16 protein-coding genes and 1 pseudogene are annotated in these 22,163 nt (G+C 37.2%); 13 read left to right on the forward strand and 4 right to left on the reverse strand.

Annotated features, from left to right (window positions below):
• Positions 1 to 145 precede the first annotated feature (145 nt).
• From BM143_RS22110 to BM143_RS22120, 3 genes are read right to left on the reverse strand one after another with little or no spacing between them, the layout of a single operon-like run.
• Positions 146 to 1,654: a WG repeat-containing protein gene (locus BM143_RS22110; RefSeq protein WP_139222094.1), complete on the reverse strand. Its 1,509-nt coding sequence runs from the start codon at positions 1,652 to 1,654 to the stop codon at positions 146 to 148.
• A 5-nt stretch (positions 1,655 to 1,659) separates the two neighbouring features.
• Positions 1,660 to 2,334: a 16S rRNA (cytidine(1402)-2'-O)-methyltransferase gene (gene rsmI, locus BM143_RS22115; RefSeq protein ID WP_034724446.1), complete on the reverse strand. Its 675-nt coding sequence runs from the start codon at positions 2,332 to 2,334 to the stop codon at positions 1,660 to 1,662.
• 2 nt (positions 2,335 to 2,336) lie between these two features.
• Entirely contained in the window at positions 2,337 to 3,839 is a 1,503-nt protein-coding gene (locus BM143_RS22120; protein ID WP_090027381.1) for a hypothetical protein, read from the reverse strand.
• 61 nt (positions 3,840 to 3,900) lie between these two features.
• On the opposite strand from BM143_RS22120, the gene BM143_RS22125 reads away from it, so the two are divergent.
• The 6 genes from BM143_RS22125 to BM143_RS22150 all read left to right on the forward strand — a co-directional run bounded on the left by BM143_RS22125 (position 3,901) and on the right by BM143_RS22150 (position 12,664).
• Positions 3,901 to 4,491: a thymidine kinase gene (locus BM143_RS22125; protein WP_090027383.1), complete on the forward strand. Its 591-nt coding sequence runs from the start codon at positions 3,901 to 3,903 to the stop codon at positions 4,489 to 4,491.
• A gap of 192 nt (positions 4,492 to 4,683) precedes the next feature.
• The gene (locus BM143_RS22130) at positions 4,684 to 7,131 is read left to right on the forward strand and encodes a bifunctional UDP-N-acetylmuramoyl-tripeptide:D-alanyl-D-alanine ligase/alanine racemase (RefSeq protein WP_090027385.1); all 2,448 of its coding nucleotides are present in this window, start codon (positions 4,684 to 4,686) and stop codon (positions 7,129 to 7,131) included.
• Positions 7,132 to 7,133: 2 nt separating this feature from the next.
• Positions 7,134 to 9,290 carry a patatin-like phospholipase family protein gene (locus BM143_RS22135; RefSeq protein WP_090027399.1) on the forward strand — a complete coding sequence of 719 codons (2,157 nt, stop codon included), beginning with the start codon at positions 7,134 to 7,136 and terminating at the stop codon, positions 9,288 to 9,290.
• Positions 9,291 to 9,294: 4 nt separating this feature from the next.
• Positions 9,295 to 9,717, forward strand: coding sequence for an rRNA maturation RNase YbeY (gene ybeY, locus BM143_RS22140; RefSeq protein ID WP_090027400.1), 423 nt, complete (start codon positions 9,295 to 9,297; stop codon positions 9,715 to 9,717).
• A gap of 147 nt (positions 9,718 to 9,864) precedes the next feature.
• Positions 9,865 to 11,727 (forward strand): tRNA uridine-5-carboxymethylaminomethyl(34) synthesis enzyme MnmG, encoded by a 1,863-nt coding sequence (gene mnmG / locus BM143_RS22145; protein ID WP_090027402.1) that lies wholly within the window; start codon positions 9,865 to 9,867, stop codon positions 11,725 to 11,727.
• Positions 11,728 to 11,842: 115 nt separating this feature from the next.
• Positions 11,843 to 12,664: a class I SAM-dependent methyltransferase gene (locus BM143_RS22150; RefSeq protein WP_090027404.1), complete on the forward strand. Its 822-nt coding sequence runs from the start codon at positions 11,843 to 11,845 to the stop codon at positions 12,662 to 12,664.
• Positions 12,665 to 13,413: 749 nt separating this feature from the next.
• Here BM143_RS22150 and BM143_RS22155 read toward each other — a convergent pair.
• Positions 13,414 to 14,604, reverse strand: a complete 1,191-nt coding sequence (locus tag BM143_RS22155) for a phosphoglycerate kinase (RefSeq protein WP_090027408.1) — start codon at positions 14,602 to 14,604, stop codon at positions 13,414 to 13,416.
• A 554-nt stretch (positions 14,605 to 15,158) separates the two neighbouring features.
• Between BM143_RS22155 and rpiB the strand changes: the two genes are divergently transcribed.
• The 7 genes and pseudogenes from rpiB (at position 15,159) to BM143_RS22190 (ending at position 22,162) form a co-directional block, all read left to right on the forward strand.
• Positions 15,159 to 15,593, forward strand: a complete 435-nt coding sequence (gene rpiB / locus BM143_RS22160) for a ribose 5-phosphate isomerase B (RefSeq protein WP_034724458.1) — start codon at positions 15,159 to 15,161, stop codon at positions 15,591 to 15,593.
• 372 nt (positions 15,594 to 15,965) lie between these two features.
• Positions 15,966 to 16,265 (forward strand): annotated as a pseudogene (locus BM143_RS22165) (OmpA family protein); the annotation flags it as partial.
• Positions 16,266 to 17,094: 829 nt separating this feature from the next.
• Positions 17,095 to 19,248: a ribonuclease R gene (gene rnr / locus BM143_RS22170; protein ID WP_090027410.1), complete on the forward strand. Its 2,154-nt coding sequence runs from the start codon at positions 17,095 to 17,097 to the stop codon at positions 19,246 to 19,248.
• A gap of 67 nt (positions 19,249 to 19,315) precedes the next feature.
• A complete protein-coding gene (locus tag BM143_RS22175) occupies positions 19,316 to 20,014 on the forward strand; it encodes a LysE family translocator (RefSeq protein WP_034724462.1) in 699 nt (232 codons plus the stop codon).
• Positions 20,011 to 20,940 carry a S66 peptidase family protein gene (locus BM143_RS22180; protein ID WP_090027412.1) on the forward strand — a complete coding sequence of 310 codons (930 nt, stop codon included), beginning with the start codon at positions 20,011 to 20,013 and terminating at the stop codon, positions 20,938 to 20,940. Before BM143_RS22175 ends, BM143_RS22180 begins: the two co-directional genes overlap by 4 nt.
• Before the next feature lie 42 nt (positions 20,941 to 20,982).
• On the forward strand, positions 20,983 to 21,354 hold the full coding sequence (locus BM143_RS22185; protein ID WP_090027413.1) for a YraN family protein: 372 nt from the start codon (positions 20,983 to 20,985) through the stop codon (positions 21,352 to 21,354).
• A 58-nt stretch (positions 21,355 to 21,412) separates the two neighbouring features.
• Positions 21,413 to 22,162 carry an SDR family NAD(P)-dependent oxidoreductase gene (locus tag BM143_RS22190; protein ID WP_090027559.1) on the forward strand — a complete coding sequence of 250 codons (750 nt, stop codon included), beginning with the start codon at positions 21,413 to 21,415 and terminating at the stop codon, positions 22,160 to 22,162.
• Position 22,163: the final 1 nt, after the last annotated feature.

Here is a 22,163-nt window from a genome sequence, read left to right on the forward strand (position 1 = left end):
AAATACTTCCGTTTTTGATAAAACGGCAATATAGTATATTTAATTTTATACAAATTAAACAGTCCGCAAAGATATTATAAATTGTTATTCAATGCATTCCAAATCATCAAATTACTTAAAATTTTTCGCTGTTTTTTATCATATTCTAAAGACGGCTGCCGCTGTTTTTGAACCTTGTAAAATAAAGAATATCCGTTTTCTTGTCTTTATCCAGCTTCAAAACTTCCTTCTGCCAATAATATTTATCATAAATAATATCCTTCAGTGGCTCGTTCTGAAAGTTCACAACTCCGTATTTATCCTGCTTCTTCACGACAATTTCATTCTCAGAATTTTCAAATGCAATAATGTCATCGTAGATAAAAGGAACGATCTCCTTCCCCTTTCCATCAATGATTCCGTATAAATTACTGGCGTTCCTGCAAACTACCGGTTTCGAATATAGATTAAAAATATTGAAAAAATCCGGCTCCTGTTCTTTAATGGCAACAATGTCCTTAAGCACAGAAGTTGACCTGTTGAGGACAGAAAATTGATAGTAACCGTCTTGCTTTTTAATGATCAGCTGGTCGGGATAGAAGGCGATGACCTGTGTATTTTGATCCAGAATATTCTTCAGATCCTGATTCAGAAACTGCTCTTCCTGACCTTTTTTAAGGTAAATAAAGTCTTTTCCTGAAATGCTGAAGCTCTGTACGAAATCATATTCCTGAGGAACGACGATCTCTCCATTAAGGTTCCCCACTCCCGTTTTCTTTGATTTATCACTGTAAACACTAAACAAATCGTTGAACAGTGGCGTTAAATACTTGAAATTGTTTGGATAAAGCTTCCTGTCTTTTTTATTGAAAACGGTTGCTTTTCCTTTTTTTCTGAGATAAACATACTCTTTCGCTCCAAAATATTCCGGTGAAGCATCATCATAGATTTCTTCAGCAAGAATGTTTTCTTCGGCATCTACTAAACCATACTTCCCTGTTGTTCTGCTCTTTGTGATCAGATACGGATAAGAAGCTAAACTGTAAATCTGCGTCGAGAACTTATGAAGAGTCTGCCCGTTTTTTCCAATGATTTCGCTTTGATTATCTTCATTAATAATCAGTGCTTTACCATTTTCAAAGTGATAATCCTCTTTAAATTCACGGGGACTGACCTGTTTTCCTTCCAGATCATATAAAAACCATACTTTATCTTTCTTCACGAAAAAACGGTCTTCCGCCACAAACAGGATTCTCTCAGAATAAGGAATAATTTCTTTTCCCTGATAGTCATAAACTGCTTCTTTTCCCTCTTTTGAAGAGATGATACGCTTTTTACTCAGCCATGGTGTGTTGAAGCTCTGATCGTCTAAAGGAAGCAATTCGTTTCCTTTTTCATCAATGATGGCAGATTTGGTTTTATAACCGGATTCTCCTGAGGTAAGAATGAACCGGTTTTTAAATATATGCGAAATACTGTGAGCAGATTCAAACGTAATATTTCCCAATGAATCTACAATACTTTCTTTTTTATTTTTCGAATCATAAACCGTTCCGTAGCCTTCTGAGTAGGAATGAACCTCCATCCCTATCTTTTTGGACAAAAGGATCTTGGTATACTGATTGGTCTGGGCCATACACACTGACGAACACAGTGCGAAAACTAAGTTTTTCAATGAATTTAAATAGAATTGTTGACAATAAGAACGATCTCTCCCTTTAAAGTTTTGCTTTTGGAAAATTCAATTAATTCATTGATTGTTCCACGTTTGGTTTCTTCAAATTTTTTGGAAATTTCCCTGCTCAGACTGGCTTTTGTTTCTTCACCGAAGAATTCTTTGATCTGCTCCAGAGTGGTATTGATCTTATGCGGGCTTTCGTATAAAACAATTGTCTTTTTCTCTTCTGCCAGCTGCTTCAGCTTCGTTTGTCTTCCTTTTTTCTGAGGCAGAAATCCTGCAAACAGAAATTCGTTATTTGGAAGTCCGGACACCACAAGTGCCGGAATCAGAGCTGTTGCTCCGGGAAGACAAATCATTTCGATATTGTTGTCTGCTCCTGCTTTTGCCAATAAATAGCCAGGGTCCGATATTCCGGGTGTTCCGGCATCGGTAATGATCGCGATATTCTGACCGCTTTTAAGATCGGCAACCACTTTTTCAGTCGCCTGATGCTCGTTGTGAAGGTGATAGGATTTTAAAGGTTTCGAAATCTCGTAATGCTTTAAAAGTATTCCTGATGTCCTTGTGTCTTCACATAAAATATAGTCAACTTCCTTGAGGACTTTTACAGCTCTGAAGGTCATATCTTCAAGGTTCCCGACGGGTGTGGGAACAAAATATAGGATTCCGCTCAAAATTATAAGAATTTATTTTCTACCAATATCCAGAGTCTCTGGGCATATTCATCTACTTTACTCCACTTTCTGTCGTAATAAAGGTCGCTGAGATATTCTTTTGCTTCTTCCAGGTTTCTGAAACTGTTTAACCGGGCTACCGTTTCGTTCAGATCCGTCTGGCTTCCGCCGAACAGCGTTTTTGAAAAGGCAATTCTGTCATTCAGGTCCAGTCTGAATTCAGGTTTTACCTTATCAGCCTCCATAAATTGGGTAGGAATGTTGGTTTTCAGAATGCTTCCCTGCTCTTCTTTTACTTCAGGCGCCGGTTTTTCTTGTGGCACTTCCCTTTCCAGATGATCGTCGTCAAAAAGGGTTTGTATAGCTTTCAGTCCTTTGATATTGGCCAGTTTTATTTTTTTCTCCTGCTGATAGGCATCGAGATCTTCGAAGCTCTCATCAGAGGCGAGTTTTTGGTTTTCTGTTTCCGGGAACGGTTTATCTATATCGACAATTTTTCTTCTGTCATAGACTTCCGCCAGGATGGTTTCTTCCTTTTCTTCCAAAGGAAAATCATTTTTTATTTCGCTTAAAATACCTTCCACATTAGACGTTTCCGTAAGCATTTCTCCCTGCTCGATGGTTACATTGGATGCAATGAACTGTTCTTCGTTTTCCTCGATCAGGATTTCGTCTTCCAGCATTTCAGTGTCGAAAATACTTGGAATTCTTTCAGTCTGTTCTTTGGTTTTTTCAGGAGTATGCAGCTCCGGTTCTTCTGTTTCAGGGTCGTTTGAAGCATTTGTTTCATGTGAAACGTTGTCTTCATCTTCGTCCAGTTCATTTAGCTGATGATTGAAAACCGCCTCCTCTTCTGTGGTTTCGGTGATGAATAAATCTTCATTGAGATCTTCATCATTATCAGGTTTCGCATCGGCAAGGATTCTTTCTTCATCCACAAAGCTTAAGACTTTTTCATTGGGATTGAAAGATTCATTTTCATCAATTTCGTTCAGCTGATTATTAAAAACGGCTTCTTCTTCCGTAAGATCATGCTGAGAAACTTTTATCTGAGCCTCGTCAGCAGGAGTTTGTCCGTAGTTTTCCTCTGCAAAACTGACGATATTCTCATGGAATTCATTTTCTACGATCTCATCGAGCTGATGATTAAATTTTTCCTCTTCATCTACTAATGCAGCTGAATAATTTTCACCTTCGTTTTCATCGATTTCATTGAACTCATTATTGAAGATCGCCTCCTCTTCCGTCACTTCATGATTAGACTCATGTCCGTCATCAGAAAGGGATGAAATGTACTGGCTCTCTGTATTCTGCTGAGAATGATCGGTAATAAAGTACTCGATATTTTTCTCCAGCAACCTTAAAAAAGAGATCCTGTTCGCAAGCTCATCTACAAGATCCTGCTTGGAAAGTAATTCATCTACGTTGTTTATTTTCTCCAAAATATCGATGATATTTTTGGATTCAAAAAAAATTTTTTCCTTTAAATCTTGGATGTTCTGCATAATAAGAATCTTATTAAAATTGCTTACTTTTGATCTTAAAAATATACGGCTAATTTAACAAATGTTTTTAGAAAATACAATTAATCATTCCAAACAAAGTGGTTGGATGGAAGTTATTTGTGGCTCTATGTTTTCGGGAAAAACCGAGGAGCTGATCCGAAGATTGCGAAGAGCAGAAATGGCGGGTCAGAACGTGGAAATTTTTAAACCGAGACTGGATACACGATATTCTGAAGAGGACGTTGTTTCTCACAATCAGAATAAAATCCGCAGTACAGCAGTAGATAATCCCAATGAAATTCTTCTGCTGGCCTCAAACTGCGATGTGGTGGGAATAGATGAAGCACAGTTTTTTGATGAAAGCATTGTAGATATTGCCAATCAGCTTGCCAACAGCGGCGTAAGAGTGGTTGTGGCAGGACTTGATATGGATTTCCTGGGCCGCCCGTTCGGACCGATGCCTAATTTAATGGCGACTGCAGAATACGTCACAAAAGTGCATGCTATTTGCAAGAGAACAGGGAATCTGGCCAACTACTCTATGAGAATTTCCCAGGGAAATGATCTGGTGGAGCTTGGCGAAACGGAAAGCTATGAAGCAGTAAGCCGACGCGTTTTTATTGACGAAATGCTTTTAAGAAAGAAAAAATAATACCGCACAGCGGATGGATGATCTCGAAGGCGCAAAGTTATTTCTGCATGTACAAAAGTATCTGTATTAATTATTTTGCGCCTTTGCAGTGGTCCAGAAAAAATAAATTAACTTGTAAAGGTAAATGGGCAAAGTTTCAGCTTCCCCCAAATTTACCATCAGTGAGATCAAAATAAAGCAGAAGGGGTACCAATGAACTATACAGTAAAACAAATTGCAGACATCACCAATGCACAGATCATTGGAGATCAGGATTTAGTGATCAGAAATATAGCGTTTGACAGCAGAATTATTTATTCAACGAAAAATACGGCATTTGTAGCGATCAATACGCACAAGAATTCCGGTGAAAAATTCATTGAATCTGCCATAGATCGCGGTATTGCTGTGATCATTTCTGAGCATCAGTATCCGCAGTTTGACCATATTACATGGATCATTGTTGAAAATTCGGTGGATTTTCTTCAGCAACTGGCTAAGTACCATTTCGAAAACTCTCACCTTAAATCTATCGGAATTACAGGAAGCAACGGGAAAACTATTTTAAAAGAATGGCTTTACCAATGCCTCTGGAATGAGTTTCCAACCGTAAAAAGTCCGAAAAGTTTTAATTCTCAGATCGGTCTTCCGCTTTCCCTGCTTCAAATCAACAGTTCCTATGAACTTGGAATTTTTGAAGTAGGAATTTCAAAGCCGCGTGAGATGGAAAAACTGGAACATATATTCCATCCGCAGATCGGACTGCTTACGCATATCGGAAATGCCCACGCAGCCAATTTTCAATCTGAAGAAGAGCTGATCGATGAAAAGATCATGCTTTTTAAAGGTTCTGAAGTCATTATTTACAATGGCGACAATGTATTGGTTGACCAGAAAATAAAGGAATTATATTCCACTAAAAAATTAATTTCTTACGGATTTAAAAAGAACAACCAGGTTTTCATCAAAGAAGGTATTTCCAAGGATGAAAAAATTACGGTTGTTTATTTTGATGAAGAAATCTCCTTCCCTGTTCATCAGAGAGATGAAGCTACGTTGACGAATGCTCTGGCTTTGATCACCGTTTTAAAAGAACTGAATATCGATAATCAAAAGATCATCGAAAAAATCAATTCTTTAAAGGCTGTGGAAATGCGTCTGGAAGCCATTGAAGGCATTAAAAATAATATCGTCATCAACGATTCTTTTAATCTGGATCTGGATTCTTTGAAAACCGCGCTTCAGTTTCTGAATGAATATAAGAAATCTAAAAAATCGCTGGTTTTAACTGACATTGTAGGGGTTAATTCCAATTCACAGGAACTTTATGAAGAAGTTTCCGAACTGGTGAATGATCAGAATTTCGATTCTGTATTCTTAATCGGGGATGAAATATCAAGTTTCAGTGAATTATTTAAAGCTAAAACTTCTACTTTCGTCAATACAAAAGAATTAATTGACAGTAAACGTCTTACAGACATTGAAAACCAAATTATTCTTCTGAAAGGAGCCAGAAAATTTGAAATCGAGAAGCTTAAAGATATTCTTGAACTCAGAAAGCATGACACCGTTCTGGAGATCAATCTGAATGCAATTCTTCATAATATTAATTATCATAAGTCCCTCCTGAAGCCAGAAACCAAAATGATGGCTATGGTAAAAGCAAATGCTTACGGATTGGGCAGTTATGAAATTTCCGAATTTCTACAGCATCATCATATTGATTATCTGGGTGTTGCCTATGCTGATGAAGGTGTAGAACTGCGTAAAAAAGGAATCACCACTCCTATCGTGGTTATGAATCCTGAGCAGCACAGCTATGAAGCGATTATTGAATATAATTTAGAACCTGAAATTTACAGTTTCAGAGTTTTGGAATTATTCTATGAAGCGGTTCAGAAGTCCGGTTATGATAAAAAATATCCAATTCACATTAAACTGGAAACCGGTATGCACCGTCTTGGTTTTAAAGATTTTGAATTGGACCAGCTCAGCGAAACTTTAAGCAGCAAAAATGTAAAAGTGCAGAGCCTATTCAGTCATTTGTCTTCATCTGACATGCCTGAGGAAAAAGAATTTACACTCAGACAGTTTGAAGTTTTCGAAAAAAATTCCAGTTATCTGATTGAAAAACTGGGCTACGCTCCTATCCGTCATATCTTAAATTCCTCAGGAATAACAAGTTATACAGAACAGCAGTATGACATGGTAAGAATCGGAATAGGAATGATCGGTGAATCACCATGTAGTGAAATACAGAAACAACTTCAGTCTGTGGTAAGCTTTAAAACTGTAATTTCGCAGATATCAACAGTAGATACCGGAGAATCTGTAGGTTACAGCAGAAAATACAAACCTGATCATGCCGCAAAGATCGCTACGATTCCTGTAGGCTATGCAGACGGAATTCCGAGACTGATCGGAAACCAGGTAGGTAATGTAGGTGTTAATAAGATTCTGGCCCCGATTGTCGGCAATATCTGTATGGATATGATGATGATCAACGTAGACCAGATCCCCAATGTTAAAGAAGGTGATACGGTCACCGTTTTTAATGCAAAACCAAGTTTAAAAGAATTCGCAGGCTACTGCAAAACAATCACTTATGAAGTGCTAACATCCATTTCACCCCGGGTGAAACGGATATATATAAAAGACTAGTTATGAGAAAACTCCTGATCCTTCTCTTCGTATTCCAACTCCTGATGATCCATTCACAAGTGAAAAAGGATCTGGTCATACCCAAAAATCCCAGAATAGGACTTTCCCTTGCCGGTGGCGGTGCCAAAGGTTTTTCACATGTAGGAGTACTGAAAGTGTTAGACTCATTGGGAGTAAAAGTAGATTATATTTCCGGAACCAGTATGGGTGCCATTGTAGGTGGTCTCTACGCTTCGGGATATTCCGGGAAAGAAATAGAAAAGATCGTGATGGATACCGATTTCTATTCACTCATCATGGATCCGAAATCCAGACAGGAATCTTCTTTCTTTAATAAGTCTGTCGATAAATATCTTTTATCCATTCCTTTAAAAAACGGGAAAATATCACTTCCCTCCTCTATCAGTTCAGGACAGAGAAATGTTTATCTTCTCAAAGAACTTTTCAAAAACGTTTCCAATATTGACGATTTCTCCAAACTTCCTATTCCTTTTATGTGCGTCGCTACCAATCTTGAAAGTGGCAATATGCAGATTTTCGAAAAAGGAGATCTGGTACAGTCTATTATGGCCAGCTCGGCCTTCCCTTCTCTTATGGATCCGGTAAAAATCGGGGACAGTATTTATATTGACGGGGCGATGACCGTCAATTATCCTTCAAAGCCGTTAAAGGACAAAGGAATCGATATCGTGATCGGTGTGGACCTTAATCAGGATTTATCGACGAGAGAGGATTTAAGCAATATTATATCCATCCTTAATCAGGTTATTGATTTCGGAATTAAAAGAGATACCAGAAAACAGTACAAATACACAGATATTAATATCAAGCCGAATCTGAAAGGAATGACGGCAACCAGCTACGACGATAAAAAGAAAATTCTCGACAGCGGCTACGCAGAAGGCATGAAATATACCGCCGTATTGGATCAGCTGCCAAAACGTTCGTTTGACCGCCTTAGGGAGCGCGTAAATCCTATATATTCCAATGTATACAAGATAGACAGTATTTCTTTGGATGGAGGCCGTATTTACGGTAAAAACTACGTTTTGGGGAAAATGGGACTGCGTCTCCCCTCTTTGCAGACTTATGGCAGTATCAATAAGAAAATTGATAAGCTTGTAGCCACCAATAACTACCGCTTTATCAATTATGATATCATTCCGGAAAATGATGCGAATTATCTGAAACTCTACGTTACGGAAGACGATGCCCGTCACTTTTTAAAAGTCGGACTGCATTATGATGAAGTTTTCAAAACGGGACTTCTTTTAAATTATTCGGGAAAACGTCTTTTATTTAAGAATTCAAATCTTTCACTGGATGTAGTTGTCGGAGATAAACCAAGATATTATCTGAACTATTTTATTGATAATGGATATATTCCAGGTTTCGGTATCTATTCTTCAGGAATGAGCTTCGATCTTAAAAATGTAGACAATAATATCGTAGACAAGTGGGAATGGTTCAGAAATGAAGCCTATATACAGTCCGTATGGAGAGATAAATTCGCCATTGGAGGTGGAATAAGCCACGATTACTTTGGCGCTGAAATAAACGGTGTACATGAGAGATATATGCGTTTCTTAAACCCGTATGTATTCTTAAAAAGTGATACCCAGGACGACAAAGACTTCCCTTCCAGAGGGATTTATATCAATGCTGAAGGTAAAGTTATCGATCTTCTGAAATCTGAAGTTGATAAAAGGATCATCCAGGTTAAAGCGGATATCCGACTTAATGTTCCGCTTTCAAAGCAATTCACCTATCGTCTGAATCTTTATGGAGGAATTACGATCGGAGACAATCTTCCGGAGTTTTACCAGTATAGATTGGGTGGAATCTTTGAACAGAACCTTATTAACTTCAAGAGTTTTGGAGGCTTTTATTTTGCTCAGTTGAACACTAATAACGTTATATTGATCTCCAACGATCTTCAGTTTAAATTTAATAAAAGCTATTTTATCAGTGGAAACTTCAGCTTTGCCAATCTTTCGGATGACATCAAATTTGAAGATGCTGTTAAAGTAAATTATAGCTCAGTGGGACTTACGGCTGGATACAAATCTCCTTTCGGGCAGATTAAAGTCAACTTCAGCCATTCACTTAAAAACAATCAAAAAGGCATATTCAGTGTTATTTTAGGACACTGGTTTTAATACAATGATACAATTTTTTTACGAAAACTTACAGAAATCTGTCAGTACAGATTATCAAAAATGGCTGGAAGATATCATTCTTTCAGAAGGAAAAAAAACAGGCGAAATCAATTATATTTTCTGCGATGACGAATATCTGCTTAAGATCAATCAGGATTATCTGCAGCATGATTATTATACCGATATCATCACTTTCGATTATGTAAAAGGCAAAACAATAAGCGGAGAGATTTTCGTATCTTTGCAGCGAATTTCAGACAACGCTTCTACTCTATCCAGAGATTACGAAGAAGAATTAAAAAGGGTCCTGGCCCATGGCATTCTTCACCTCGCAGGATATAAGGATAAGACAGAAGAAGAGGAGAAAGAGATGCGCAGAATGGAAGATATTTATCTGGCTAAATTCAGAGATTTAAATCCTGAATAAATTGAAGAATCACTTAAGAAGCAATTCATAAAGTGCTTAAAGCTAGATAGAATTACAACTCACCTGTAGTGCATTCTCTAAAAATGTTTCACGTGAAACATTCATGGAAAATATTAAAATTAAAGGCTTTAAATAAGCAATATAAAAATGATTTCAGATACATATGACGTAATCGTAGTAGGTGCCGGACACGCAGGTTGTGAAGCTGCTGCAGCTGCCGCGAACCTGGGTTCAAAGACCCTACTTGTTACCATGAATATGCAGACCATCGGACAGATGAGCTGCAACCCGGCAATGGGAGGAATCGCAAAAGGACAGATCGTAAGAGAGATTGATGCTATGGGAGGATACTCCGGAATTATAGCAGATAAATCTGCCATCCAGTTCAAAATGCTGAACCTTTCAAAGGGCCCCGCGATGTGGTCTCCAAGAACTCAAAATGACAGAATGCTTTTTGCAGAAGAGTGGAGATTGGCATTAGAAAATACACCTAATCTTGATTTTTTTCAGGACATGGTGAAACAGCTTATTGTAGAAAATAATAAGGTGACCGGAGTTATTACTTCTTTAGGAATTGAGATAAAAAGTAAATCAGTTGTTCTCACCAATGGAACATTTCTAAACGGATTGATTCACGTTGGAGATAAACAATTAGGCGGAGGAAGAATGGGCGAACCAAGAGCATTCGGAATTACCGAACAATTGGTAAGTTTAGGTTTCGAAGCCGGAAGAATGAAAACAGGAACTCCTCCCCGGGTAGACGGAAGAAGTCTTGATTATTCTAAAATGGAAGAACAGAAAGGAGATGAAAATCCTCAGAAGTTCAGTTATACGGATACTCCTAAATTAACAAAACAGTTAAGCTGTCATATCGTTTATACGAATGAAACCGTACATGATATTCTTCGTGAAGGTTTCGATAGAAGCCCAATGTTTAATGGTACGATTCAAAGTTTAGGCCCAAGATACTGTCCAAGTATCGAAGATAAAATCAACCGTTTTGCAGAAAGAACAAGACATCAGCTTTTCGTAGAACCGGAAGGATGGAGAACTGTAGAGATCTATGTAAACGGATTTAGCTCTTCTCTTCCTGAGGATGTACAGATCAAAGCCATGAAACATATCCCAGGTTTTGAAAATGTAAAAGTTTTCCGTCCGGGGTATGCTATTGAGTATGACTACTTCCCTCCTACTCAGCTAAAACATACTTTAGAAACCAAACTGATCGACAATTTATATTTTGCCGGACAGATCAATGGAACTACAGGATATGAAGAAGCTGCAGGCCAGGGATTAATTGCCGGAATCAATGCTCATAATAAAGTACACGATAAGGAAGATTTTATCCTGAACAGAGATGAAGCCTACATCGGCGTACTGATCGATGACTTGATTACAAAAGGAACTGAAGAGCCCTATAGAATGTTCACTTCCCGTGCAGAATACAGACTTTTACTAAGACAGGATAATGCTGATATCAGATTAACTGAAAAAGCGTACCATCTAGGCCTTGCAAAAGAAGACAGATTAAGAAAAGTTGAAACGAAAGTAACTAAGAGTCAGGAACTTGAGTCATTTTTAAGAGAAACTTCTTTAAAGCCAGGTGTTATCAATCCAATTCTGGAAACTATCGACAGTAACCCCGTAGATCAGGCTTACAGAGCTGCACAATTCCTTACCAGACCTAATATTACACTGGATAAGCTTGATGCCATCGATACCATTAAGGAGTTTTCTTCTCAATACGACGATGAAATCAGAGAGCAGGCAGAGATTAATATCAAATACAAAGGGTATATTGAAAAAGAAAAGGAGAATGTAGCTAAGCTTAACCGTCTGGAAAATATAAAAATTCCGGAAGATTTTGATTATAAAAGCCTTTCAAGCCTTTCTTCAGAAGCAAAACAGAAAATGTCTAATGTAAGACCTAAGACCATTGCACAGGCAGGAAGAATCAGTGGTGTTTCTCCGGCCGATATAAACGTTTTACTAGTCTATTTAGGACGTTAAATCAAAAATGTTTCACGTGAAACATTTGTAAATTAAAAGCAAAAATTAAGGTATTTATATGCGTTAAATCGGATCTCTAAATACCTTAATTTTAAAATATCAAGATATCAATTCAATGAGAATAAAGGATCATTTTCTTTCACAGGAAATATTTGAAATAAAAGAAACAGAAACAAAAGGAGTTTTCAAGACCACTCCTATTCCATCCAATATTTCCAAATATTATGAAAGCGAAGATTATATTTCCCACCACCAGGATTCAGGAAGCTTTAAAGAAAAACTATACAAATTTCTGCAGTCCTTTAATCTGCAATACAAGAAAAATATTCTTGCCGACAGAATAAAAAAAGGAGCAAAAGTTTTGGATTATGGTTGCGGAGCCGGAGAATTTGTAAAGTATATAGAAGAAGATTTTGAAACTTTTGGTTTCGAACCTGACGCTGATGCTAGAAAAGCTGCTCTCAACAAAATAGCTAAAGCAACAGTTATTGATAATATCCAGACCATTCCTGATCAAAGCTTAGATGCCATCACTTTATGGCATGTTTTTGAACATGTAGAGAATCAGGATGAAATGCTGAAAATATTTCACGGGAAATTAAAAGACAAAGGACTTTTAATAATTGCTGTTCCCAACCCTACTTCTTATGATGCCAAACATTACAAAGAATATTGGGCAGCGTACGATGTACCGCGACATATTTATCATTTCTCCAAAAATGGTATGGAAAATTTAATTTCAAAGAAACCCGATTGGAAAATGAGAAAAATTAAACCTTTGGTGTTGGACTCCTTTTACATCTCTATGTTGAGCGAAAAATACAAGAAATCCCCTCTTTTTTGGCTAAAAGCAGTCATCTACGGAACGATTTCTAACATAAAGGCGCTTTTTTCGAACGAATTTTCAAGTTTGATATACATTATCGAAAAAAGATAGAAAATCGATTTTTGAGCCATTTCTGAAGGCCAATTTTCATCTATTTTGACATAAAAAACAAAAACCCGGAGATTTTTCCGGGTTTTATTTTTGACATTTAAGCTTTGCTAAAAAAATTGAGGCAAGAAAAAATAAAACTCCCCTACTCCATTCTCTATAAAAAATTATAAAATTAAAATTAGACTTCTCTAATTTATAGACTTTTAAATATTTTCTGAAATTTTCATTTTTAAAAATAAATTGGAAAAATAGTTAATTGACGGAAATTATAGAAATTTACAAAAGTCTGGCAACTCAACTCAATTTTTTAAAATTTAGGATACATTCAAAAAAAACTGTCACGTGAAAAAATAAAGACGCAAAAAAAAATTTACGATTTCTCTTTTTGAATTAATTTTCAAGATTTAATAAAAAATATCCGATATCCACATCTTCCTAACAAATTCTGAAATTAGGTAGTGATTTTCAGAAATCACCTCTTTTTCTGATAAAATTTAAAATTATCAGAAAAAAGATCAATTAAAAAATATCTAAGTCTTGTTTAATCATGTCAAGGTTTTGAACCTTGACATGATTAATACTGCTCAAATGAAAACTTTTGCCCTAAACTCATTATGAACGCAAATGTCTTTTCCCTTGCTAAGGTTAATTTAAAATTCCCGTAAAAAAGATCAGTGTAAAAATTTGCTACAGATAAAAATAAAAAGACCGTCATTGCTGACGGTCTCCTATATAATAAAAATTAAAATCTATTTGTTGATGGCAGCAACTCCGGGAAGTTCCAAACCTTCCAGACTTTCCAACATCGCTCCTCCACCGGTAGAAACATAACTCACTTTTTCTCCGTAACCGAACTGCTTCACAAAAGCAACACTGTCACCTCCTCCTACTAGAGAAAACGCACCCAATTTTGTAGCTTCAGCAATACTGTCTCCAAGAGCAATTGTTCCGCCTGCAAAGTTGGACATTTCAAAAACTCCGATCGGACCATTCCAAAGAATGGTTCTGGAATTTAGAAGAACATCATTGAACTGATTTCTTGATTTGTGACCGGCATCAAGTCCCATCCATCCTTCAGGAATTGCATAGATGTCTGCTTCTTTTCTTTCCGCATCATTATTGAAACCTTCAGCAATGATAGCATCCGAAGGAAGATATACTTTTACCTGGTGCTCTTTTGCTTTTCCTAAGATCTCAAGAGCCAAAGGAAGTTTATCCTCTTCTACCAATGAGTTTCCAATTTTTCCGCCTAAAGCTTTAATAAAAGTAAACGCCATACCTCCTCCAATGATCAAATTGTCTATCGCAGGAAGGATATTTTCTATAATGGTAATTTTAGTTGAAACTTTAGAACCTCCAAGTATCGCAGTAACAGGTCTTTCTCCTTTTCTTAAAACTTTATCAATAGCTTGAAGCTCTTTAGCCATTAGTAAACCGAAAAATTTAGTTGATTCGAAATATTGAGCAATCACAGCTGTGGAAGCATGCGCTCTGTGTGCAGTACCGAAAGCATCGTTTACAAAAGCATCACCTAACTTAGAAAGCTTCTCAGCAAATCCTTCATCCCCTTTCTCTTCCTCATTGTGGAAACGCAGGTTCTCCAACAGCAGGATCTCTCCCGGCTGAAGCTCAGAAGCAGCCTTTTCAGCCCTTTCTCCGATACATTCATCCACGAACTTCACTTCCTTTCCAAGAACGCTGGAAACTTCATCTACGATATGCTTAAGAGAAAACTCATCCTTCACTTCACCTTTTGGTCTTCCAAGGTGTGTCATCAGGATCACAGAACCTCCGTCATTAAGAATTTTTTCAACCGTCGGTTTTACAGCCGTGATTCTTGTATTGTCTGTCACTTTCAGCTGATCATCCTGCGGAACATTAAAGTCCACTCTTACCAGAGCCTTCTTGTCTTTAAAATTGAAATCATTGATTGTTTTCATAAGTATCGTTGAATTTTCGTTTCACAAATGTAAGCTTTTAAACTTTTTCAACAGATCTCCTAAAACAAAACTTTTGGAAAACTTTCCCCCAACCCAATCACCCACTAATCAACAATTTTTTTCTCTTTAAAGAAAAGAATAATGTAGTTGTTGTTGAGTATTGTTAGTTTCGGGGATAAGTTTTATCAAAATAATTGGTAACAATTAATTTTTATTCAATTCATATTTAATTCACATTGTAAGATATTGTAAATCTGCTTTTTCACACACTTATTAACAGATGTGAATAACTTTCCCACAAATCCATTATTAGTTATTTAATTATGGAAAAACTTGGGAGTAAGTGAAGAAAAGAATTTGAAAGTTGTGGCTAAAATTTTGAAATAGATTTTCCATTACGAAATAAATTCATCTTTAAAAATAGAAAGTTGGAAAAAGTTTTCCACAGTTATTCACAGACCTTTTAACAAATTACCCCCGATTAACTAACAGACTTTGTTATTATTCTTACCTTTGTCTTGAAATAAAATCTAAAAAGACTTAATACAGGTATTATGAAAAGAAAAATAGCTATTGCTGCAGACCATGCGGGCTATGAATACAAGGAGATTGTTAAGAACTTTCTTTCAGAACGATTTGAAGTACAGGATTTTGGAACGTTCTCCACAGACAGTGTGGATTATCCGGACTTCGTACACCCTGCCGCAACCTCTGTAGAAAACGGAGAGAACGAACTGGGAATTTTGATCTGCGGAAGCGGAAACGGAGTACAGATCACGGCCAACAAACATCAGAAGATAAGATGTGCGCTTTGCTGGATGCCGGAGATTGCAGTGCTTGCCAGACAGCATAATGATGCGAATATGATCTCAATGCCTGCGAGATTTATCTCTAAGGAAGTGGCGATAGAAATTGCAGAAAAGTTTCTTTCCACAGATTTTGAAGGTGGAAGACACCAAAACAGAGTTGATAAAATTGCTGTTTGTTAAAAATATAAAGGCCTGTAAATCAAATTACAGGCCTTATTTATTTTTTATTTTGTACATTTGCACCAGCTGATAGAAATTACCCATCTATTATTTCCATACCTAACCTTATATATTTAAAAGATATTAATCAAAGGTTTTTCTCCCCTCTTCTCCATATTTGTAGTAATTTTATACAAACTAAAGTTTCCATTGAAAAATATTTGGAAAGAAAATTGATGCTGTAGGACTAATAAAGAAATTTCAAACTGAATGAAGATCAAAGCATCTGCTGTACTATTTTTTGTTATAAGTTGTTTCCATGCCCAGGAAATAACGGATAAAGATGCCTTTGAAAAATGCAGAAGGGAAAACAGCCGGAGAACCTGCCTGTCTGATAAAGATAACGATGGCGTTCTGTTTTATCTTGATCAATGTCCCATCGTGCAGGGATTGGCAGAATTTAAAGGATGTCCGGATTCAGACGGTGATGGTATTCCTGATACGGATGATCATTGTTTTGAAGTAGCGGGACTTTTGGACAATAAAGGTTGTCCATGGCCGGATGCCGATGGTGACGGTACTATAGATAAGGATGATGCCTGCCCCACAGTAAACGGACCCGCAGAAAATAATGGCTGCCCATGGCCGGATACGGATGGTGATGGTATTCCTGATAAAGATGATCCATGTCCTACGGGAAATACCAATGGCTGCTATCATAGTAATTGTTCGGAAGCTGATAAAAAAGAAGAGCAGAGACTTGAGCGTTTTAAAAATGAATCTAAGGATGTCAATTTTGAAAAGCTCACCCATAAGATTATCTTGGGGATTGATAAAAACTTCTACCCGGATAAAGATCTTATTGTTCTTACCAGTCATATTCTCGCAGTTGAAGCAAGAGCTGGAGATTGCAGACGTGAAAACCCGGCACCGGTTTATCAAGGTAAAAACTTTTGGACAATGGGTTCGATTAACCAAATTTCAGATCTCTTAAAAAAGAACATCTCATTGGGTTCAGCTTACCAGAGTTTTTCTTCGCCGGATATAGATATTGAATATAATGCTGAGTTAGGTTTAAAAAATATCTCAAAATTTGCTTACAAAAAGAAGATGAAGCATCTTGAGACTTTAAAGAAAGGAAGCCCTACTGAGAGTTTTACAGATCATTATGGAATGTTGATGATAACATTTACCAATGAATTGGGGAATATTGTAAAAGTTCACTATACTTATACCCTTATAAATAAAGCCAAACCCTTCCGTAAAAAAGAAGTTTATACCACCTATCAGTATGCTGGTAACGACTGGAAGGCGATGGAAACAAAAGAAGAAGAAGAACAAAAAATAAAAATATATGAAGATTAAGGCATTCGGATTATTAGAGAGTTTTTCCCTTACTCATAAAATAAATGAATAAAGATGCCTTTAACAAATGATGAAAAAAACAGATAATCCAGACCATAGATCTTAAAAGAATCACTTCTGGATTATTATAATTAACAACAATTAAATAATATTAAAAATGCCAAGAAAAGGTAAATATATAAGCCATAAAAACGAACAGAAACTTATAGAGATCGGAAGACTGATCCTGCGTTTCATGAATACTAATTCCACGAAGATCTACAATTATAAGCAGATCGCAGAAGGAATTGATTATAAAAATCCACGTCAGAGAGAGCTGGTAATTCAGGCCCTTCACAAACTTCAGGGTTCTGAGAAGGTGAAAGAAGTGGAAAAAGGAAAGTATATCGTTAATCTGAAGATTGCGGGAACTTTGAGTGGAACAATTGATTTCAACCAGTCCGGAAACGCCTATGTAAGCGTAGAAGGTATGGAAGATGACGTCTTTATCCATTCTAAAAACGTAAAAGATGCATTGCAGGGCGATAAAGTTCTGATTGTAACATATCATTTTAAAGGTAAAAAACTGGAAGGCTCCGTACTGGAAGTTCTGGAAAGAACAAGAACTGAGTTTGTAGGAACATTCCAGGTAGTTGCTCACAAAGACTTCGGTTTTGTCGTGTGTGATAAAAAAACGATCAACACTGATATTTTTATTCCAAGAGCAAAATTCGGAGGTGCTGAAAACGGTGATAAAGTGGTCGTAAAAATGACAGAATGGAGACCGGGCGACAAAAATCCTCAGGGAGAAATCACTCAGGTATTGGGTGCTCCGGGTGAGCATGAAACCGAGATCCACTCTATCCTTGCAGAATACGGTCTTCCGTATGAATTCCCACAGGAAGTTGAGCTGGATGCTGATAAAATCGACAGAAGAATCACCGATGAAGAAGCTGCGAAGCGTTGGGATATGCGTGATATCTGTACCTTCACCATTGACCCTAAGGATGCAAAAGATTTTGATGATGCCCTTTCCATAAGAAAATTAGAAAACGGAAACTGGGAGATCGGGGTGCACATTGCAGACGTTTCCCATTATGTAGTTCCGGGAACAATGCTGGATGATGAAGCTTACAAAAGAGCGACGTCGGTATACCTTGTAGACCGTGTGGTTCCGATGCTTCCGGAAGTTTTGAGTAACGATGTGTGCTCGCTTCGTCCGAATGAAGATAAATATACATTCTCAGCAGTTTTCCAGCTGAATGATAAAGCAGAAATCCAGAAACAGTGGTTTGGAAGAACGGTGATCCATTCAGACAGAAGATTTACCTATGAAGAAGCTCAGGAACGTATAGAAACGGGCCAGGGAGATCTTGCAGAAGAAATCAATACACTGGACAGACTTGCGAAAATCATGCGTGATGAACGTGTAAGAAACGGAGCAATTACATTTGACAGAAGTGAAGTAAGATTCAATCTGGATGAAAATAATTCGCCAATCGGAGTGTACTTTAAAATAAGCAAGGATTCCAATCACCTGATCGAAGAATTCATGCTTTTAGCCAATAAAAAAGTGTCCGAATTTGTATCACTGAATACTAAAGGCGGTGTAACCAATAATACCTTTATCTACAGAGTCCATGATGATCCGAATCCGGCAAAACTGGAAGCATTGAGAGATTTTGTCTCTACTTTCGGATATAAAATGAATCTGGACAATACCAAAAAGGTAGCGGAATCACTGAATAAACTTCTTTTCGATGTCAAAGGAAAAGGAGAAGAAAATATGATCGAAACGCTGGCCATGAGAAGTATGAGCAAAGCGGTTTATTCTACAGAGCCTATCGGACATTACGGTTTAGGTTTCGAGTATTACAGCCACTTTACCTCTCCTATCCGTCGTTATCCTGACCTTTTGGCCCACCGTCTTTTACAGCATTATCTTGACGGAGGTAAATCGCCAAGCAAGCAGGAACTGGAAGACAAAGCCAAACACTGCAGCTCTATGGAAAGACTGGCTGCCGATGCAGAAAGAGATTCTATCAAATTCATGCAGGTGAAATTTATGGAGAAACACCTTGGAGAAACATTTACAGGCGTTATTTCCGGTGTTGCGGAATTCGGTTTCTGGGTAGAAATCCCTGAAAACGGTGCTGAAGGTTTAATCAAATTGAGAGACCTTGTAGATGATTCCTATTCTTACGATGCGAAAACCCATGCTGTTTACGGTAACAAAACCGGTAAAAAGCATCAGTTGGGAGACCAGGTTCAGATCAAAGTAGTGAAAGCAAACCTTATTCAAAAGCAGTTAGACTTTAAGATTGTTGATTAATTAAATCATAAAGTATAACTTTGTATTTAATGGGATGAAATTTTTTTTTCATTTAAAATACTATTGAATGTTTGAACTCGTACTTTCTGCCGTTGTCTTAGGATTTATGCTGAGCCTGGTTTTTATAGGACCTATTTTTTTCCTTTTAATTGAAACCAGCTTCTCCAGAGGACCGAGACACGCTCTGGCACTCGATCTCGGAGTTATTACGGCAGATATATTATGCATTGTTGCTGCTTATTATGCAAGTGCAGATATCGTCACATTAATAGATAAACATCCCGGTTTTTACAGGATTACTTCTATACTTATTTTTGTATACGGCATCGTGATGATGGTCACCAAGACCAAAATGCACATGCCCGGTGAAGAAAAAATCATTGGCCAAAACTATTTTAAAACGTTTTTCAATGGTTTTTTCTTTAATCTTTTAAATGTAGGAGTGATTCTCTTCTGGCTGGTTACCGTCATTTCCGTAAGAAATCAGTACCCTGATACCAGCAGTTTTATTCTCTACGTTGGTATCGTCATTGCCACTTATCTGTGCATTGATCTGGCCAAAATATTCTTAGCAAAACAGTTTCACGATAAGCTTACTCAGAAACTCGCCAACCAGATCAGAAGGATCGTGGGCGGGATTCTTATTGTTTTCAGTTTCTTTATCTTTCTGCAGAGCTTTAAGAAATTCAATCAGTTCGACAGACGTTTAGAGGAAGCTGAGAAAAAAGAAATCAAATACCAAAAAACAGGACAAAAGACAGAATGAAAAAAATAATCTTTCCAAAAGCCCTTAAAAAAGGTGCTAAAATAGCTGTAATCTCCCCTGCCGGAGCTGTAGATGTTTCCCAACTTGAAAAGGGAATAGAAATGATAAAAAGCAGAGGTTTTGAACCTGTATTGGGTGAACATCTCTACACTAAATTTTCAAACGGATACAATTACGCAGGAACAGAAAAGGAAAGATTAAAAGATATCAACTGGGCTTTAAACGATAAAGAAATTTCAGCAGTCTGGGCTTCAAGAGGCGGTTACGGATGTCAGCATCTGGTTCAGCAATTAAAGCTTAAAAACTTTACAGACAACTCGAAGTGGTATATCGGCTATTCGGATAATACCGTTATTCAAAGCTATTTATTAAAGAAAGGTTTTGCTTCCATCCATGGTCAGACCATCAAAACATCCAGTTTTGGAGTGACAGATGAAGGCTATGATATGATCTTTGATATATTAAAAGGGAAAAGCCCTAAATATGCTTTAAAATCTCATCAATTTAATAAGCCTGGTAATATTGAAGGTGAATTGGTTGGGGGTAATTTAGCCCTGATCTATGCCCTTCTGGGAACCCCTTATTCTTTTGATTTCAAAGATAAAATTCTATTCATTGAAGATATCGGAGAAAACTTTTATGCTCTTGACCGAATGATCATGAGCCTGGAATTAGCTGGTGTTTTCAAAAAGATTAAAGGATTGATCATTGGAGGAATGACCAATATGGGCGATGAAAAAGAGAATAAAAGCTATGAAGAAAGCTTCGATGAATTTGCCTATCAACTGATTTCAGACAGGATTTCAAAGTATAAATTCCCTGCTGCTTTCGGATTCCCGAATGGACATATTAAAGATAACAGACCTTTGATTATTGGTGGAAAAGTTACGATGAAGATTGGAGATAAGGTTAAGATTGAGTTTTAAAAATCACCCATACTTCTACTCTCAAACCCTCAAACTTGAAAGATGGCCACTCATAATGATTTCGGTAAAATAGCAGAAGATCTTGCAGCTGAATATCTGCAAAAGAACGGCTATAAAGTCCTGACGAGGAATTTCAGGTTTCAGAAAGCTGAAATCGATATCATTGCTGAGAAAGAGGATCTCATTATTATCATAGAAGTAAAAGCACGTTCTACAGATGCTTTTATGCTGCCTCAGGAAGCCGTTACCAAAACAAAAATTAAATCTATTGTTACTGCAGCCAATCATTATCTTGAAGAATTTAACAGGAACAATGAAGTGAGGTTTGATATTATTTCTGTCCTTCCGGACGATAAAAAGAAACTCACGATTGAACATATAACTGATGCTTTTGAAGCGTTTGATGCCAACTAAAAAAGTATAAAGTATGAAGGTACTTTGTACAATGTACAATTATACATTTTACAACAAAATGAAAACAATACTCATCACCGGAGCTACTTCCGGAATAGGAAAATCTACTGCGGAGCTTCTTGCCAGACAGGGAAACAGAATCATTATCTGTGGGAGAAGACAGGAGGTCTTGGAATCTTTAAAATCTGAACTTTCTCAATATACCGAAATATTTAGTTTAATATTTGATGTGAGAAATCTGGATGAAGTTGAAAAAGCAGTCAGTTCTCTTCCCGAAGAATGGAAAAACATTGACGTATTGATCAATAATGCAGGGAATGCTCACGGTTTGGATCCTCTTTCTGCCGGAAAGACAGATGATTGGGATTCTATGATCGATGGGAATGTAAAAGGCCTTTTATACGTTTCCAAAACCATCATCCCTTCTATGAAAGACCGTAATTCAGGGCATATTGTAAACATTAGTTCAGTGGCGGCAAGACAAACTTATGCTAACGGAACTGTGTATTGTGCAACTAAAAAAGCAGTTGATGTAATTTCTGAAGGAATGCGTCTGGAACTGACCGAATTTGGAATCAAGGTAACCAACATTCAGCCGGGTGCCGTGGAAACGGATTTCTCTCTGGTAAGATTCAAAGGAGACAGTGAAAAAGCAGCCACCGTATATGCCGGTTACGAGGCCTTGAAAGCAGAAGATATTGCTGATGCCATTGCTTATTGTGTGAATGCTCCCAAACATGTGACGGTTTCAGATATGACTATTTATCCGAGTGCACAGAGTGAGCCGAGAACGATTTACAGAAAATAAG

This window comes from Chryseobacterium oleae, assembly GCF_900115055.1.
Classification (GTDB): domain Bacteria; phylum Bacteroidota; class Bacteroidia; order Flavobacteriales; family Weeksellaceae; genus Chryseobacterium; species Chryseobacterium oleae.

Coding starts and splice junctions, on each gene's coding strand:
- BM143_RS22175 (WP_034724462.1), top strand. CDS start 19,316: ATGTTTGAACTCGTACTTTCTGCCGTTGTCTTAGGATTTATGCTGAGC.
- rnr (WP_090027410.1), top strand. CDS start 17,095: ATGCCAAGAAAAGGTAAATATATAAGCCATAAAAACGAACAGAAACTT.
- rpiB (WP_034724458.1), top strand. CDS start 15,159: ATGAAAAGAAAAATAGCTATTGCTGCAGACCATGCGGGCTATGAATAC.
- BM143_RS22180 (WP_090027412.1), top strand. CDS start 20,011: ATGAAAAAAATAATCTTTCCAAAAGCCCTTAAAAAAGGTGCTAAAATA.
- BM143_RS22120 (WP_090027381.1), bottom strand. CDS start 3,839: ATGCAGAACATCCAAGATTTAAAGGAAAAAATTTTTTTTGAATCCAAA.
- BM143_RS22190 (WP_090027559.1), top strand. CDS start 21,413: ATGAAAACAATACTCATCACCGGAGCTACTTCCGGAATAGGAAAATCT.
- BM143_RS22135 (WP_090027399.1), top strand. CDS start 7,134: ATGAGAAAACTCCTGATCCTTCTCTTCGTATTCCAACTCCTGATGATC.
- BM143_RS22130 (WP_090027385.1), top strand. CDS start 4,684: ATGAACTATACAGTAAAACAAATTGCAGACATCACCAATGCACAGATC.
- BM143_RS22155 (WP_090027408.1), bottom strand. CDS start 14,604: ATGAAAACAATCAATGATTTCAATTTTAAAGACAAGAAGGCTCTGGTA.
- BM143_RS22185 (WP_090027413.1), top strand. CDS start 20,983: ATGGCCACTCATAATGATTTCGGTAAAATAGCAGAAGATCTTGCAGCT.
- mnmG (WP_090027402.1), top strand. CDS start 9,865: ATGATTTCAGATACATATGACGTAATCGTAGTAGGTGCCGGACACGCA.
- ybeY (WP_090027400.1), top strand. CDS start 9,295: ATGATACAATTTTTTTACGAAAACTTACAGAAATCTGTCAGTACAGAT.
- BM143_RS22150 (WP_090027404.1), top strand. CDS start 11,843: ATGAGAATAAAGGATCATTTTCTTTCACAGGAAATATTTGAAATAAAA.
- BM143_RS22125 (WP_090027383.1), top strand. CDS start 3,901: ATGTTTTTAGAAAATACAATTAATCATTCCAAACAAAGTGGTTGGATG.